Below are 15,838 nucleotides of genomic sequence, written 5' to 3'. Positions count from 1 at the left end.
GCTGCCCCAACGGGCAGTGCGGGCCCGTGGCCGCCGCGCGGTCAGATGAACCCCTGCCGCATCGCGTAGGCCACGGCGTGCGAGCGGTTGCGCAGCTGCAGACGGGTGGTGACGTCGTGGAGGATGTTCTTCACGGTCCGCTCCGAGAAGGCCAGGGCGCGGGCGATCTCCGCGGTGTCGCTGCCCTCGGCGACCAGCCGCAGCACGTCCACCTCGCGCGGGGCGAGCCCGGTGAAGGCCAGCCCGCGCGGGTCGAGGACCTGGCGTTGCAGCCGGCCGACCTGGTCCAGCAGCCGCCCGAGCAGATCGGCGGGCACGCTGCCCTCGCCGCGCGCGGCGGCCGTGATGACCTGCACCAGGCGTTCGCTGGAGGCCTCCGAGCGGCGTACGACGCCCACGACCCCGCACTCGACGGCGGCCACCAGCCCGGCGTCGTCGATCTCGGTGACGACGAGCACGACCCGCGCGTCCACACCACCGCCCCCGGCAGCGCCCCCTGCCCCGGACGCACCGGTGGCGGCAGCGCGCTGGGCACGCCGCAGAAGCTGCGTCTCGCGCTCCCCGACCCGGTCGGCGGACACGACGGCCACGCACGCCATCGCCCCGTACGGCTCATGGGGCTCGTACGGCTCGTCGTCGGCCAGCAGCCGTACCTCCGGGCAGTTGCGCAACTGCCCGGCCAGGCCCGCCCGGGAGATCGGATCCTGGGCGGTCAGCCGCACCGGGACCCGCTCGGCCCCGCTCTCCCCCTGATAGCGCATCGCGCACCCCCCTGCCCGGCGCCCCCGCAGCACGCGAGAGCCCCACCTCTTGCGTCGGACTCCAGTGAACACCCGGGCAGTCAGCAGGCACTCCACGCGGACTCAACGGGCAGCGCGGCGTGCCCCCGGATGTGTCCGTACGGGTGCGGACCCGCCTCCGGACTGCTCCCTACGGTCCCTTCATGACCACTTCCGCTCATCTGGACGCCGCCCCCGCGGCCGTCATGCCCGGGGACGAGGTCCGGGTCCCGCTGGAGCTGCGCAACGGCGGCAACGTCGTCGAGGCCTACGCGTTCGAGGTACTGGGGCCCGCCGCGGCGTGGACCGTGGTCGAACCGGCGACGCTGTCCCTGTACCCGGACACGGCGGGCACGGTGGAGGTGGTGGCCCGTCCGCCGCGCGACGCGTCGGTGCCGCCGGGCGAACTCGCCTACGGGGTACGGGTCGTACCGCAGGAGCAGCCGGAGCACGTCACGGTGCCCGAGGGCGTCCTGCTGGTGGGCGCGTACGCGGACTTCGACGCCGAGCTGACGCCGCGGCTGAACCAGGGCCGCGCCGGGGCCCGTTACCAGCTGGCGCTGGACAACCGGGGCAACCATCCGCTGACGGTGTCGCTGGCGGCGAAGGACCCTGCGGACGCGCTGCGCTTCACGCTGCCGTCCGCGGCGACGGTGGTCGCGCCGGGACAGGCGGCGTTCGTACGGATCCCCGTGCGGGCGAGGCGGTGGATGTGGCGCGGGACGCCGACACCGTACTCCTTCCAGGTGACGGCGGGCCCGGCCGGGGACGTCCCCGCGGTGACGCTCGACGGCACGCTGCTGCACCGGCCGGTCCTGTCGGCGACGGCCCTGCGGGCCCTGCTGGCGGGGGCGGCCCTGCTGGTCGCGCTGGCGGTGATCTGGTTCGCGCTGCTGCGGCCGGTGGTGCGCGGCGCGGCGAAGGAGGCGGTCAAGGGGCCGGTGCGGGCGGCCGAGTCGAAGGCGGCGGAGGCCAAGGACACGGCGGACCGGGCGGCGGAGGCGGCGTCGGCGGGGCCGGGCAGTGGCTCCGGGCCGGGCGGTGGCCGAGGGGCTGCCGGCACGCCCAGCCCGGGCACGGGCCCGGCCCCGCTCCCCCAGGCGAACCTGTTCTCCCACCGCCTGACGGCCGCGGCCCCGGCGAACGGCACCCAGACGGCGACGTTCACGGTCCCGGAGGGCAAGGTCCTGCGCCTGACCGACCTGGTCCTGGAGAACCCGCAGGGCGACGCGGGCACGGTGACGTTCGCGGTCGGCGGCAAACCGCTGCTGTCGCCGGCCCTGGAGAACTTCCGCGAGCAGGACTTCCACTGGGCCTCGGCGCTCCTGGCCGGCCCGAAGCAGGACATCACGATCACCCTGACCTGCCGCACGATCGGCCACCCCCCGTCGTCCCCCACCCCCACGACATGCACCACATCAGCCCTCCTGAGCGGCACCCTGGAATAACCCCACCGGCCACCCTCCCAGCGCCGCCGGCCACCACTCCAGCCCCGCCGGGCGCCCTCCCAGCGCCGCCCGCCACCACCCCAGCCCCGCCGGGCACCCTTCCAACGCCGCCGGCCACCACTCCAGCCCCGCCGGCGATTGAGGCGCGGGGCCCGGGGCGGAGCCCCGAGGACACCCGTACCCGCACCCGGCCACCCGGCCCAGGGGCGCGGCCCGCTACGGGGTCAGGACCGACGCCAGGTCGGCCCGGCCCGGAATACCCAGCTTGGCGTAGACGCTGGTCAGGTGGTTGTCCACCGTCCGCGGCGACAGCCCCAGCCGTCCCGCGATCACCCGTGACGCCAGGCCCGCCGCCGCCAGCGCCCCGATCTCCCGTTCCCGCGGCGTCAACGCCGGCGCCGCCAGGCCCGCCAGGGCCGGGACGGTGCCCGGCACGACCCCGTCGCACCGCGCCGCCAGCACGTGCGCCCGCGCCGCCGCGGCCCGCGCGGCGGCCACGCCGGGCGCCACCCGCGCCGCGCCCCCGGCGGCCTCCGCCGCGAACAGCCCGTACCCGAGGCGTTCGAACTCCGCCGCCGCCTCCCACAGCCCCGCACCCGACCGCCCGGCCAACGCCGTCACGTGCGCCCCGCACACCGCCGCCAGCGCGCCCTCGTGCACCGCGCAGACCTCCCGCATCCGCCGGGCCACCGACCGCGCCCCACCGGCCCCGCCCAGCCGCGCCACGTCGTGCAGGGCGAGCAGTTCACAGCCCGTCAGGCCCGCCGCACCCGCCCGCTCGGCGGCCGTCCGGGCCAGTTCCACCGCCCGCGTCACCCGGCCCCCCGCCGCCGCGACCCACGGCCGCGCGAGTTCCGTCCACGGATCGAGGACCGCCGGCGCCCCCGCGCCCCGGTCCGCCGCCGCCGCCAGGTACGACTCCGCCCGTGCCACATCCCCCGTCAGCGCCGCCGCGTACGCCGCCCCGCCCCCGTACGCCGCCCCGCCCCCGTACGGGGCACAGCCGCCACCGACTCCGCGCACCGCGCCGCCGCCCGCCCGGAGGCGGGCCAGTGCCGGTCCCGGCCGTCCCCGCCACAGCAGGACCACCGCGTGCAGCGCGTCCGCCGACCGCCGGGCCGCTGGCCAGTCGCCACGCCCCCGCACGAGCTCCGCGCACCCGTGCGCCGCGCGCTCGGCGCCGTCCAGGTCCCCGGCCCAGAACGCGGCGGCGAACTCCGCGCCCCGCAGCCCCAGCAGTTCCTCCGTCCCCTCCCCCGGCGTCCCGCCGCCCAGCAGCGCCCCGGCCCGCTCCGCCTCCCGCCGCGCCCGCTCCGGCCGCCCGGTGTGCGCGTACGCCACGGCCACCGTGGCCGGCAGCGCGCCGGTCCAGCGCCCCGCCACCGGCGGCGCCGGCAGGCCGGCGGCCAGGTCCAGCGCGCCCCGGTGGTCACCGCGCGCCCCCGCCAGCGCCACCCGCCGCGCCCCGGCCTCCCAGCGCAGGGCGGGGTCGCCGAGGTGGGCGGCCGCCTCGGTCAGCACCCGGTCGGCCTCCTCGTACCGGCGCAGCCCCGGCCCGAGCACGTGCGCCCGCAGCACCGCGTGCCGGGTGCGCTGCGCCTCGCTCATCGCGGGCGCGGCGCACTCGCCCAGCACCCGCTCCGCCTCCTCGTACCGTTCCGCCCGCTCCAGCGCCCCGGCGAGGAGCAGCGCGGCCTCCGTGCCGCCGCCCGCGTCCCGGGCCGCCGTGGCCAGCCGTACGGTCGCCGCCGTGTCGTGCGCCGCCCAGGCGTCGCGCGCTCCGGCCAGCAGGGGCGCCGGATCGCCGGTGAGCCCGGCCGCGAGCCGCCAGCCGGCCAGCCGCAGCGCGTCGCCGGCCCGGCGGGCGCCGGTCGCCTCCAGCGCCCGTACCAGCGCCCGGTGATGGCGGCGGCCGCGTACGCGCGGGCAGCGCGCGGCGGCCACCTCGGCGTACAGCGGGCGAGCCGTACGGACGTAGGCCCGCCGCCCGTCGTCGCGGATCGCCAGCAGGCCGCGGGCCTCGGCCTCCTCCACCAGTGCCACGTCGGCCAGTGCGAGCAGCAGGGCGCATTCCAACGGCTGGCCGAGGGCGACGAGTTCGAGCAGCTCGCGCAGCTCCGGCCGGGCCTGGCCGGCGCCGTAGCCGCCGATGCGGGTCTCGACCAGGTCGCACAGGCGTGCGCTGGGCGGGCCGGCCCGGCGGCCGGGCGGCCGGTCCCACACGCCGTCACCACCCTCACCACCCTCACCACCCTCACCACCGTCGCCGCCATCACCGGAACCGCCTGCGCCGCCGGCACCGCCTGCACCGCCGCCCCGGCGCAGTTCGCGGCGGTCGACGGCGTCGAGCGTCAGCTCGCGCAGCAGCAGCGGGTTGCCCTGCGTCCGCGCGTGCAGCCGGGCCGCCTCCGGCGCGGCCACCGGGCCGCCGAGGGCCGCCGCGAGCAGGGCGGCGGTCTCGGCCGGGGTGAAGGAGGGCAGGTCCAGGCGGTCCAGCAGCCGGTCCTCCGTCAGCCGCCGCAGTGCCTCGGGCACCCCGGCCCCACTCCGCACGGCCGCCAGCAGCCGTACCTCGCCGTCGCGGACGAGGCGTTGCAGCAGGGCCGCGGACACCGGGTCCAGCAGGTGGGCGTCGTCGACGCAGATCACGGCCCCGGCCAGGGCGCGGGCGGCCCAGTGCCAGCGGTTCTCGCCGGGTTCCCGGCGGACGGGGAGCAGGGGCGCGAGCGTGCCCAGGGGAACCGAGCGGGTGCCCTCCGAGCCCTCGGCGCGCAGGACTTCGGGCAGCGCCAGCCGGATCTCGTCCAGCAGCCAGGTCTTCCCGGCCCCGGCCTCCCCGGTCAGCAGCACCCCGTACGTCTCATCCGCACCGCTCGCCGCGCCCGTCCCGGTGAGCGCACGGCGTACCCGCTCCAGCTCCGCAGTACGCCCGTGGAAGGACCAGGAGACCACCATGCGCCGATGGTAGGACCGCCCGAACCCCCCGCGGCACGCACCCATACGAACCCACCGGCGTTCCCCCCGCCCCACCGCCCCGCGGCCGGCGAACAGCACCCTCGCGCGCGGCCACCGGAGTTGACGGCGACCCGGTGGAGGAAGTTCGCACGAGCCCATGTCCTCCCTGGCGACGGCGAGTTGACCGGGGCAGAAGACCACGAGGACCGATCATCCGGGAGGGAAGCGCAGGATGAGCTTCGGGGGACCCGATCCGTACCAGCCGTCGTGGCCGCCGAACGGCGGCCCCCGTCCGCCGCGGCCACCGCATCCGCCGTCCCAGGGACCGGGCCCCAACGTGCCCGCCCAGCCCGGGCCGCCACCGTTCCTCCGTGGTCGTCCTGGCGCTCGCGCCCGTGCTCTGGACCCTGGTCTTCGTCGGGTTCGCCGCCGGTCCCGCCATCCGCAGCTTCGACACCGCCGCAGTGCACACCGCGCTTCCCGCCGTGCTCTCCGGCGTACTGGTGTGGGAGGCCACCGCCCTCGGCCTGGCGACGGGCGGGCCGCCGCCCGGCCCCCCGGCCGTTCAGATCTGCGCCCTCCTCGGCGGCCCGGTCCCGGTGACGGCCCTGTCCTGGTGGGAGATCCACCGCCTGCGCACCCGCCCGCGCCCCCACCGTGTCTGAGGCGTGACCGTTCACACCCGCCCGCGCGCCCACCCGGCTGAGGCGTGACCGCTCCGCGCCGCCGCCGCGCTACGACGCGCTGATCCGCGCGGCGAACGTCCGGTACGCCGGCTCGTCGAAGAGGACGAAGCGGACCTCCTCCACCGCCGTCCCGGACGTACGGACGGTCTCGACCGCGATGCGCGCGCCGTCGTCCATCGGCCAGCCGTAGACGCCCGTCGAGATCGCCGGGAAGGCGACGGTGGCGGCGCCCAGTTCGTCGGCGACGCGCAGGGATTCGCGGTAGCAGGAGGCGAGCAGCTCCGAGCGGTCCTCCTCGCGCGACCAGACCGGGCCCACCGTGTGGATGACCCACTGGGCCGGGAGACGGCCGGCCGTGGTGGCGACCGCCCGGCCGGTGGGCAGGCCCTTGCCGTAGCGGGAGGCGCGCAGGGCGCGGCAGGCGTCGAGGATCTCCGGGCCGCCCCGGCGGTGGATGGCGCCGTCCACGCCCCCGCCGCCCAGGAGGGAGGAGTTGGCGGCGTTGACCACGGCGTCGACCGGCACCTGCGTGATGTCGCCCTGGACCAGCGTGATGTTCACCATGAGCGGTGGACCTTTCTCAGCCGGCGCCACACGGCCTTCGCCGCGTTGTGCCCGGACATGCCGTGCACCCCGGGGCCGGGAGGCGTCGCGGACGAGCAGATGAAGACGGCCGGGTGGGCCGTGGTGTACGGCGACAGCGACAGCTTGGGACGCAGCAGGAGCTGGAGTCCGGACGCCGCGCCGCAGGCGATGTCGCCGCCGACGTAGTTGGGGTTGCGGGCGGCGAGCTCCGGGGGGCCTGCGGTGGCGCGGGCCAGCACCAGGTCGCGGAAGCCCGGGGCGAAACGCTCCAGTTGGCGTTCGACGGCTCCCGTGAGGTCGCCCTGCCAGCCGGCCGGGACGTGCCCGTACGCCCAGAAGACGTGTTTGCCCTCGGGGGCGCGGGAGGGGTCCACCAGGCTGGGCTGCGCGGTGATGAGGAAGGGGGCGCGCGGGGCCCGGCCGCCGGTGGCGAGCTGGAGGGCGGCGTCGATGTCGCGGGCGCGGGGGCCCACCTGGACGGTGCCCGCCCGCCGGGGTGCCTCGGCGGTCCACGGGACGGGGCCGGACAGCGCGTAGTCGATCTTGAACACGGCGGCGCCGTAGCGGTACCCGTCGTACGCCCGCCCCAGGCGGGCGATCCGCGCCAGCGCGGTCGGGGAGGTGTCGAAGACGTACGCCCGGGCGGGCGGGAGGTCGTCGAGGCGCTTGACCTCGAAGCCGGTGTGGATCGTGCCGCCGAGATCGCGCAGGTACGCCGCCAGCGCGTCCGAGATCGACTGGGAGCCGCCGCGCGGCAGCGGCCAGCCGCCCGCGTGCGCGGCCAGGGCGAAGACCAGTCCGACGGCTCCGGTGGCGATGCCGTCGAGCGGGGCGATGACGTGCGCGACCAGCCCGGCGAAGAGGGCGCGGGCGCGCTCGTCGTGGAAGCGCCGCAGCAGCCAGGTGGACGGCGGCAGTCCGGCGAGCCCGAACCGGGCCAGGGTGACCGGGTCCCGGGGCAGCGCGGTGTTCGGCAGGGACATGAAGTCCCGTGCCAGGGTGTCCCACTTGCCGAGGAAGGGCTCGACGAGCCGGCGGTAGGTGCCGGCGTCCCGGGGGCCGAGGGAGGCCGCCGTCTCGGCCACCGACCGGGAGAGCACGGCGGCCGTGCCGTCGTCGAAGGGGTGGGCCATGGGCAGCGGGGGCTGCAGCCATTCGAGGCCGTAGCGGGCCAGCGGCATGGTGGCGAAGACGGGCGAGCCGATGCCCAGCGGGTGTACGGCCGAGCAGGGGTCGTGCCGGAAGCCGGGCAGGGTGAGTTCCTCGGTGCGGGCACCCCCGCCCACCGCGTCGGCGGCTTCGAACACGGCCACCGAGAAGCCGCGCCGGGCCAGTTCGACGGCGGCCGTCAGCCCATTGGGCCCCGCCCCCACGACGACCGCATCGAGAATCGACGGCACCTCGCGACTCCTTCGCCTGCCTGGGCCCAGCACCGGCGGCGGCGCCCCCGGCCCCTCCAGGATATTCCGCCCGCCGCCCGCCCGGCCGGGCCCGGGCCCACCGATCCCCCGCCGGCCCTACGCGGCGTCGCCGCGCAGCAGGTCGCGGATGCGCAGCGCGGTCGCCTCGTCGCGGCCGACGGCGAACGGCAGCGCGTTGTCCCGGTCCACGCGGAACGGCTCGCCCGCCACCGTGCTCTGCGCGCCGCCCGCCTCGGCGACCAGCAGCAGCCCGGCCGCGTGGTCCCAGGCGGAGGGCCAGGTGAAGGCCAGGCCGTCCATCTCGCCGCGCGCCACCCGCAGGTACTCCAGGCCCGCCGAACCGCAGGGGCGGGCCGCGATGCCGGGCACGTCGAGGCGGCCCAGGATCCGCTTGTCCTCCTCGCTCGTGTACAGCGGGTGGGCCATGGCCACGCGCAGGTCGGCGCCCGGCTCCGGGGAACCGCTGTGGATCCGCTCGCCGTTGACGTACGCCCCCTGGCCGCGCACGGCCGTGGCGATCTCCTCCAGCGCCGGGGCGTACGTCCAGGAGGCGAGGATCTCGCCGCGCTGCGCCAGGGCGACCAGGGTGCAGAAGGCGGGCTCGCCGCCCACGAACTGACGGGTCCCGTCGACCGGGTCCACGATCCATACGGGCGCGTCGTCGCGCAGCGCCCCGTAGACGGTCGGGTCGGCGTGGACGGCCTCCTCGCCGACCACCACGGAGCCCGGCAGCAGCAGGGTCAGGGCGGCGGTCAGGTGCTCCTCGGCGCGCCGGTCGGCGATGGTCACCAGGTCGTGCGGGCCGCTCTTCTCGTCGACCTCGTGCTCGGAGAGCTGCCGGAACCTCGGCATGATCTCGACCGCCGCTGCCTTGCGGACGGCTTCCTCGACATCGGACAGGTTGCGGGCCAGAAACTCTTCGATCATGTCTCCATCACACCACGCCGCACCGACAAACCCCACCCGCACCGGTGGACGGGGGGTGAAGAGACGGCCGCGCCCGGTAGTCGCCCGGGGGATCAGCGGGCCGCGCCGGCGTAGAGGTGGCGGGCGGCCTCCTCGGCGGTCCGGGCGAAGGCGCGGACGCGGGGCGTGTTGTTGGCCTTCAGCCAGACGGGGGCCCAGTCGATGGGCGGGGCGTCGCGGAGGGGGACGTACGCGACGTCGGGTCGCGTGTAGAAACGGGTGACCTGCTCGCCGACCATGTAGCCGCCGCGGCCCGCCGCGATGAGCTGCAGGGCTTCCTGGAAGGTCTCGAACCGCGGGCCCGAGGCGATCGCCCGCCCGCGCGGCGTGTGCTGCGGCCAGCGGTCGGAGGGCCAGTCGCCCGGCAGGGCGCCGGCCAGCCGCAGGATCGGGATGTCCGCGAGGTCCTCCGTCACCAGGCTCTCGCGGCGGGCGAAGGGGTGCGGTGCGGGAACGGCCAGCAGCCGCGGCTCGGAGATCAGTACGGGGCCGACGACCAGGTGCGGCCCGGAAATCGGCAGGCTCAGCACCAGGACGTCGACGTCGCCGGCGTTCAGCCGGGCGACGGCGTCGACGACCTGTGCTTCCCGGGCGTGGACGCGGCAGTCCGGTTCGCGTTCCTGGAAGAGGTCCCGGGCCTGGTGGACGACCTGCCCGGCGGCGGCGCCGACGAATCCCACCCGCAGCGTCGACCGGCTCCGCCGGACGCTGGCGATCGCGCCGTCGAGCCCCGCCTGGATCTGCTCGTAGCCGGGCCGCAGGTCGTCGTGCAGCCGCTGGCCCAGCGGGGACAGCCGGACACTGCGGTTGGTCCGGTCGAACAGCGGTGCTCCCACGAGTCGTTCCAGCTTCTTGATGATCTGGCTGACCCGGCCCGTGGTGACGCCCAGGCGCTGGGCGGTGCGGCCGAAGTGGAGTTCCTCCGCCAGGGCGAGGAACGCTTCGAGCTCCAGGCGTTCGAGCACCGCGCTCCTTCTCTTCGTGGCCGGCTCGCGCATTGAGCCTGGTTAAACGCGGGTTCCAGTATCAGGTGTTGTTCGGATGATCTCCAAAACGAGAGCCTGCTGGGGACGGCGCGGCCGGCGTTCGATCGCCCTGCCGGGATGCCGCATCCACCCGCTTCGCACGTAGACCGAGGAGATCTCCTTTGGGCAAGATCGTCGCCCTGCCCTGCCCGTCGCGCGACGGTGTCACCGAGGTGTGCCCGTGACGCCCCCGTCGCTGTGGAGCAGACGCCGGATACTCAGCACCTTGGCCGGAGCCGCCGCGGTTCCGGCCCTTCCGTCCGTCATCACCCTGACCGCCGGTCCGGCCCGGGCCGCCGACGGCACCGCGGCCGGCACGGGCAGCGGCCTGCCCGACAGCGACCGGGGCAGGGCCGTGTGGGCGTACAAGACCGGGGGCCGGGCGGTCCGGGAGGCCGCGGCCGTCGCGCTGGCGGGCTCCCCGGCCGCCGTGTCGGCCTTCCTCGCCGACGAGCTGCCCGTCGCGAAGGCGGACGACAACCGCTTCTCCGTCCTCACCGTCCTGCCCTACGCGGACAAGTCGGTCCGGGACAGCGCCGGGACGGCGCTGTCCGCCGGGGACGCCGCGATCACCGCCTACCTGGCCGACGGTTACGCGTCGTCCGTGCTGACCGATCTGCGGGCAGCGGTGTTCACCATCATGAACAACAGCGGCACCGCCGTCCGGCGGGAGGCGGCCAAGGCCCTGGACCAGGGCACCAGGGAGGCCTTGCGGAAGTTCCTGGAGGAGACCCAGCACACGGCGCAGCAGGAGGACGACAGGGCCGAGGTCTTCACGATCCTCACCACCGCCTCTCCCGAGGTCAGGAAGTACGCGGAGCGCGCCCTGGGCGATGGATCGCCGCAGGCGATCCATCAGTTCCTCGTCTCCGGTCAGTACATCGCCCGGTCCCGCGACGAAGAGGCCGCGACGATCGACCAGTTGGTCAAGATCGTGCTACGGGAGGGCCTTCGCGCGAAGCTCCAGACGGAGCAGGCCGTCGCCGCCTCCAACCGGGCGAAGGAAGCGGCCGAGAAGGCGAAGGCCGCCGCTCTGAAGGCCGCGGACGAGGCTCGGGCGGCCCAGGACGACGTGAAGCGGTCGGCCGGCGCGGCGAACAGCGCCGCGAGCGCCGCACGGGGAGCCGCGAGCGCCGCCCATACCGCCATCGCCGCGTCCCGTACCGCTCAGGCCGCCTCCGGCCGCGCCGCGCGGGCCGCTCAGGCCGCCGCGGGCGCCGCCGCCTCCGCGGGCCATGCGGCCTCGCGGGCCTACAACGCCGCCATCGCCGCCTCGAAGGACGCCTCCAAGGCCTCGGCCGCGCGCCAGGCCGCCCAGGGCGCGCGGGACGCGGCCGGCCACGCGCGTACGACGGCCAAAGCCGCCGGCGAAGCCGCTGAAGTCGCCCGGCAGGCGTCCACCGCGGGCGCCGATGCCGCCGACGCGGCACGGAGCGCCGCGACCGCGGCCAACGCCGCCGCCGACGCCGCCACCACCGCCTCCGGCCGCGCCCAGTCCCAGGCGGCCGCGGCGAGGGCGGCAGCGGCCCAGGCCGACGCGGCCGCAGCACGCGCGACCCGGGCCGCGACCGTCTCGCAGACCCTGGCGAACCGGGCCGCCGCCGCGGCTCGTGTGGCACGCGACGCCGCCAACAGCGCCGCGGACCATGCGGAGAAGGCCGCGGCCGCGGCCGAGGACGCCGCGGCGAACGCGGGCAAGGCGATCGAGTACGCCAAGCGGTCCACCGCCTACGCGGACGCCGCCGTGCGCGCGGCCGGCACGGCCGCCGACGCGGTCAAGGAGGCGCAGGCGGTGGAGCAGGCGGCCCGGGCGGCGGAGACCGCCCGCCTCGCCGAGGACACCGAACTCGGGGTCGAGGAGGCCCGCCTCGGGGCGCAGGCCGAGATCGCCGAGGCGGGCCGGGCCGCCCGGGAACGCACGCAGGCGGACCGGACCGGCTCGGACATCAAGGACCTCGTCGCCGCCGCCGGACAGGCGTTGCGGGCCGGCGACACGGCCACGGCCGTCGCAGCCGGCCGGAAGGCGGCGGTCAAGCTCCTCGACTCCACGGGAAACTGGACGCGTGAGGCGGCCGAGTTCGCGCTCGCGGGCACCGACCACGATGTCGCCAACTGGATCGACACCGACCGGCTCCTCGCCGAGCAGCAGGACGACCGGGAGGCCGTGCTGGCCGTCGCCAGGGCGGCCGGCCCCGCCGTCGCCGAAGCCGCCCACCGGGCCCTGGCGAGCGACGACCCGAACGCGGCCCGCGACTTCCTCACCACCGGGGTCGTCGAGGCCGCCGCCACGCAGAACCGTGTCACGGTCTTCGAGATCCTGAACCAGAGTCCCGGCAAGGCCGTCAAGGCCAAGGCGGAGGCCGCGCTGGGCGACGGGAGCGCCGCGGCCCTGCACCGCTTCCTCACCGTGGACCTGCTGGAGGCCGTCAAGACGGACGACCAGGCCGAGGTGTTCGGGCTGCTCTCGTCCGGTGGCCCGTACATGAAGTCGGCCGCGCAGATCGTCCTGGAGGGTCCCGCCCGCATGCGGCGGAACTTCGTCCTCCACGACAAGTTCGACGTCGCCCGCCTGGACCAGGACCACGCCACCCACGTCGCCGCGATGCGCGCGTCGATCGCGCACGCCGCGAAGGTGGCGGCGAAGGCCCTGGAGCACGCCGCCTGGGCGTCCAAGGCCGCGGCGGACGCCCGGCAGGCGGCGGCGGACGCGGACAAGTGGCAGCAGAAGGCGCAGGGGCACGCGAAGGACGCCGAAACCTCGGCCCGGGACGCCAAGGCCCACGCGGACGCCGCCGACAAGTCGGCCGCCGCGGCGGCGCAGTCGGCTCAGAGCGCGAAGCAGGCCGCCTCCTTGGCGCGCGGTGCGGCCCGGTCCGCGAACCACTCGATGCGCCAGGCCGTCGGCTCCGCCCGGCAGGCCCTGTCCTACGCGGCGGACGCGCAGGCGTCCGCCACGCGCGCGCACGCCTCCGCCCAGCAGGCCGGCCAGGACGCCAAGGCCGCCGCTGACGCCGCGAGCGGTGCCGCGCGCACCGCGAAGGCGAAGCGGCGGGCCGAGCTCGAAGCGGCGGCGAAAGCGGCCGCGGCTGAGGCGAAGCAGCACGAGCAGGCCGGAACCAACCCGTCCCAGACCGCCGACAACGACACCCCGTGGTACGTGGACCTGGGCCTGTGGCCCCAGGACACCAGCAGCGACAAGGACTGGGCGTCCGTCACGGGGCACTGGAGCACGATCACCGGCTGGGCGGCGGTCGTGGTCGGCGTCGCCGCCCTGGTGCCCAGCCCGGCCTCACCCGTCCTGGGAACGGCGGCCCTCGTCCTGGGTGGCGTCTCCCTGGCCCTGCAGGGGGCGAGCGCCTACTTCTCGGGACAGGCGTACGGCTGGGACAGCGGCGAGTTCCACTCGGCTCTCGGCCTCTTCATCCTCGGCGGGGCCACCCTCGGCAGGGGATCGGTCTTCAAGAAGCTCGGCATCGCGGAAGAGGTGGGCGCCAAGGTCGCCCAGGTCGCCTCGGACGTGGTCACGCCCCTCATCGGACTGCTGACCTGGTAGCCCCCACCTCCCCGGTCACCACCCCGGCCCGTCGCCCGCCGCGACGGGCCCACTCCCTCCAGACGAGAAGGAACACCAGCACCATGAAGCTCGTACGACGCGTCCTCGTGACCGCCACGGCTGCGGCGGCCTGCGTCGCCGCCGCCGTCGGCGCCACGTACGCCACCGGCACCCCGGCCGCCGCGGCCGCCCCGGCGGGCGGCGACCTGCCGCCCTACGCGGTGGAGGACTTCGCCTACCCGGACGCCGGCAGGATCCAGGCCGAACTGGGCATCACCCTCAAGCGCGGTGACGGGCACGTCACGCTCGCCGACTGCGCCTCGGCCACCGGGCTGATGGAGGTGTACTCGCGCACCAACGGCAAGATCTGCTTCCGCGTCACCGGGAAGACCGGCTACCTGAGCCTGGAGATCCCCGCGGTCTACGGGATGAAGGGCGACGCCGCCCACCAGGCCGATGTGACGCTGACCGCCGAGGGCAGCAAGCAGAACGTGACGGTCGCCCCCAACGAGTGGAAGGGCGTCGGCGAGGCAGCCGACCCCGAGCGCCGCGATCACGTCCTCGTCGAGATCTCCGTCTCCTCGTAGCCCGTTCACCGACGGTGCGGCGGGGAGAGCCCGCCGCACCGTCGCATGCGCCCCCCACTTCCGTCCGCCGTGTCGCACGGCCGGACCCCTTGAATTCGATCTGATTCGATCTTCCGGAGAACGTCATGTCCCACGCACGCAGGCGCAGAGCTCGTACCACCGGCGGCGCCGCCGTCGTCGCCCTCGTGGCCGCAGGCCTGCTCGCCACGCCCTCGCAGGCCCTGCAGGGAACCGCCGCCGACGCGGCCGCCCACGCCCACACCGCCAGCATCGCCATCGGCGACACCGACCGGGCCTGCACGGGCACCCTCGTCGCCCCCCGGTGGGTCCTGTCCGCCGCGAGCTGCTTCGCCGACGCGACGGGCCGTGTCCAGCCCGGCAAGCCCACGGCCGCCACGACGGTCACCGTCGGCCGGCCGGACCTGACCCAGACCACCGCCGGAGCCACCCGCTCCGCGATCCAGCTCGTCCCGCACCCCGACCGGGACCTGGTCATGGTGCAGCTGGACACCGGCATCGCCCACCTGAAGCCGGCCGTCCTGGCCACCAGGCCCGCGGCGGCCGACGAGGCGGTGCGCGCGGCCGGCTTCGGCCGTACGAAGACGAGCTGGGTTCCCGACCGCCTGCACACCGCGTCGTTCACGGCGGCCGGCGACGGCTCGGCCGACCTCGCTCTGACGGCCTCCGGCGACGGGGTCGTCTGCAAGGGCGACGCGGGCGGCCCCGTGCTGCGCGAAACGGGCGGCACCCAGGAGCTCCTCGCCGTCACCAGCCGTTCGTGGCAGGGCGGATGCCTCGGCACGCCGGCCACGGAGACCCGTACCGGGGCCGTCGCGACCCGCGTGGACGACGTGCGCGCCTGGGTCGCGAGCACGGCGTACGCCGCTCCGGGCGACCTGACCGGCGACAACAAGCCGGACCTCGTCGCGGTCGACGACGCCGGCAAGCTGCGGCTGTACCCCGGTACGGGCACCGGTGCCCTCGGCACGCCCACGGTCATCGGCAGCGGCGGCTGGGCGGGCGCCTCCGTGACGCACCGGGGCGACTGGAACGGCGACGCGATGGAGGACGTCGTCGCCCGCGTCGGCGGCGAGCTCCGCGTCTACCCCAACCTCGGCAACGGCTCCCTGGGCGCGCCGATCAAGATCGCCGCCGGTCTGCCCACCACCGCACAGGTCGTGGCGGTCGGTGACACCAACCGGGACGGCAAGCCGGACCTGCTCGTCAAGCACACCAACAAGCTCTTCCTCTACCCGGGTGTCGTCGGCACCGCCGCGGCCGTCGGCGCGCCCGTGGTGATCGGCAACGGCGGCTGGGACGTCATGGACCTGACCGCCCCCGGCGACGCCGACCACGACGGCTGGGTCGACCTGCTCGCCCGCGACACCCGGGACGGCATCCTGTACCACTACATGGGCCAGCCCGACGGGAAGACCTTCAGCTCGCGCACCGAGTACGGCCGCGCGTACACCACCGCCTTCCGGCCCCTGATCGCCGGCGCGGCCGACGCGAACGGCGACGGCACCGCCGACATGTGGGCCACCGCCGGCGACGGCACCCTGAAGTTCTACAAGGGCGGCACCTCGATCCACGGCCCCGTGGACGGCCCGAGCGTCCAGGTCGGCAGCGGCGGCTGGGGCGCCATCCGCTCCATCAGCTGACCGGCACCGGGCCGGGCCCGGACACCGCAGCTCACCACGGGCCGTGGGGGGGGGCCCCCCCCCCCGCCCCCCCCCCCCCCCCGCGGGCCCCCGCGCCCCCCCCCCCGGGGGGCGCCCCCCCCCCCCCCCCCGGGCCCCCCCCCCCCCCCGGCCCGGCGTCGGCCGCCCCCCC

Annotated in this window: 11 protein-coding genes; 5 read left to right on the top strand and 6 right to left on the bottom strand. The window is 76.3% G+C overall.

The genetic code is table 11. The annotated features are described in order from the left end of the window. Window positions 1-41: 41 nt before the first annotated feature. A complete protein-coding gene (locus ACIPXB_RS16455; RefSeq protein WP_401449881.1) occupies window positions 42-761 on the bottom strand; it encodes a response regulator transcription factor in 720 nt (239 codons plus the stop codon). A 182-nt stretch (window positions 762-943) separates the two neighbouring features. Here ACIPXB_RS16455 and ACIPXB_RS16450 point away from each other — a divergent pair, with 182 nt between their 5' ends. Then, the gene (locus ACIPXB_RS16450) at window positions 944-2,227 is read left to right on the top strand and encodes a hypothetical protein (RefSeq protein WP_401449878.1); all 1,284 of its coding nucleotides are present in this window, start codon (window positions 944-946) and stop codon (window positions 2,225-2,227) included. A 216-nt stretch (window positions 2,228-2,443) separates the two neighbouring features. Here ACIPXB_RS16450 and ACIPXB_RS16445 read toward each other — a convergent pair whose 3' ends face one another. After that, window positions 2,444-5,182 carry a LuxR C-terminal-related transcriptional regulator gene (locus ACIPXB_RS16445; RefSeq protein WP_401449875.1) on the bottom strand — a complete coding sequence of 913 codons (2,739 nt, stop codon included), beginning with the start codon at window positions 5,180-5,182 and terminating at the stop codon, window positions 2,444-2,446. Between the two features lie 371 nt (window positions 5,183-5,553). Here ACIPXB_RS16445 and ACIPXB_RS16440 point away from each other — a divergent pair, with 371 nt between their 5' ends. Then, complete coding sequence (locus ACIPXB_RS16440) at window positions 5,554-5,847, top strand: hypothetical protein (protein ID WP_401449872.1); 294 nt, start codon at window positions 5,554-5,556, stop codon at window positions 5,845-5,847. A gap of 69 nt (window positions 5,848-5,916) precedes the next feature. On the opposite strand, the gene ACIPXB_RS16435 is transcribed toward ACIPXB_RS16440, so the two are convergent. The 4 genes from ACIPXB_RS16435 to ACIPXB_RS16420 all read right to left on the bottom strand — a co-directional run bounded on the left by ACIPXB_RS16435 (window position 5,917) and on the right by ACIPXB_RS16420 (window position 9,838). Continuing rightward, window positions 5,917-6,432 carry an O-acetyl-ADP-ribose deacetylase gene (locus ACIPXB_RS16435; protein ID WP_401449870.1) on the bottom strand — a complete coding sequence of 172 codons (516 nt, stop codon included), beginning with the start codon at window positions 6,430-6,432 and terminating at the stop codon, window positions 5,917-5,919. Beyond that, a complete protein-coding gene (locus ACIPXB_RS16430; RefSeq protein WP_401449867.1) occupies window positions 6,426-7,853 on the bottom strand; it encodes a phytoene desaturase family protein in 1,428 nt (475 codons plus the stop codon). The genes ACIPXB_RS16435 and ACIPXB_RS16430 overlap by 7 nt, the downstream gene beginning before the upstream one ends. Window positions 7,854-7,970: 117 nt before the next feature. Further along, complete coding sequence (locus tag ACIPXB_RS16425) at window positions 7,971-8,801, bottom strand: inositol monophosphatase family protein (protein ID WP_401449865.1); 831 nt, start codon at window positions 8,799-8,801, stop codon at window positions 7,971-7,973. Window positions 8,802-8,893: 92 nt separating this feature from the next. Further along, entirely contained in the window at window positions 8,894-9,838 is a 945-nt protein-coding gene (locus ACIPXB_RS16420; RefSeq protein ID WP_401449863.1) for a LysR family transcriptional regulator, read from the bottom strand. Window positions 9,839-10,091: 253 nt separating this feature from the next. Here ACIPXB_RS16420 and ACIPXB_RS16415 point away from each other — a divergent pair, with 253 nt between their 5' ends. The 3 genes from ACIPXB_RS16415 to ACIPXB_RS16405 all read left to right on the top strand — a co-directional run bounded on the left by ACIPXB_RS16415 (window position 10,092) and on the right by ACIPXB_RS16405 (window position 15,666). Beyond that, window positions 10,092-13,418, top strand: coding sequence for an ALF repeat-containing protein (locus ACIPXB_RS16415; protein ID WP_401449860.1), 3,327 nt, complete (start codon window positions 10,092-10,094; stop codon window positions 13,416-13,418). A gap of 83 nt (window positions 13,419-13,501) precedes the next feature. After that, entirely contained in the window at window positions 13,502-14,005 is a 504-nt protein-coding gene (locus tag ACIPXB_RS16410; protein WP_401449858.1) for a hypothetical protein, read from the top strand. Between the two features lie 125 nt (window positions 14,006-14,130). Next, window positions 14,131-15,666: an FG-GAP-like repeat-containing protein gene (locus ACIPXB_RS16405; RefSeq protein WP_401449856.1), complete on the top strand. Its 1,536-nt coding sequence runs from the start codon at window positions 14,131-14,133 to the stop codon at window positions 15,664-15,666. The last annotated feature ends 172 nt before the right edge of the window (window positions 15,667-15,838 follow it).

This window comes from Streptomyces sp. NPDC090022 (assembly GCF_044748145.1).
Lineage (GTDB): Bacteria > Actinomycetota > Actinomycetes > Streptomycetales > Streptomycetaceae > Streptomyces.
Note: the sequence above shows the minus strand (reverse complement) of the source record. Positions and strands in the feature narration are given on the sequence as shown.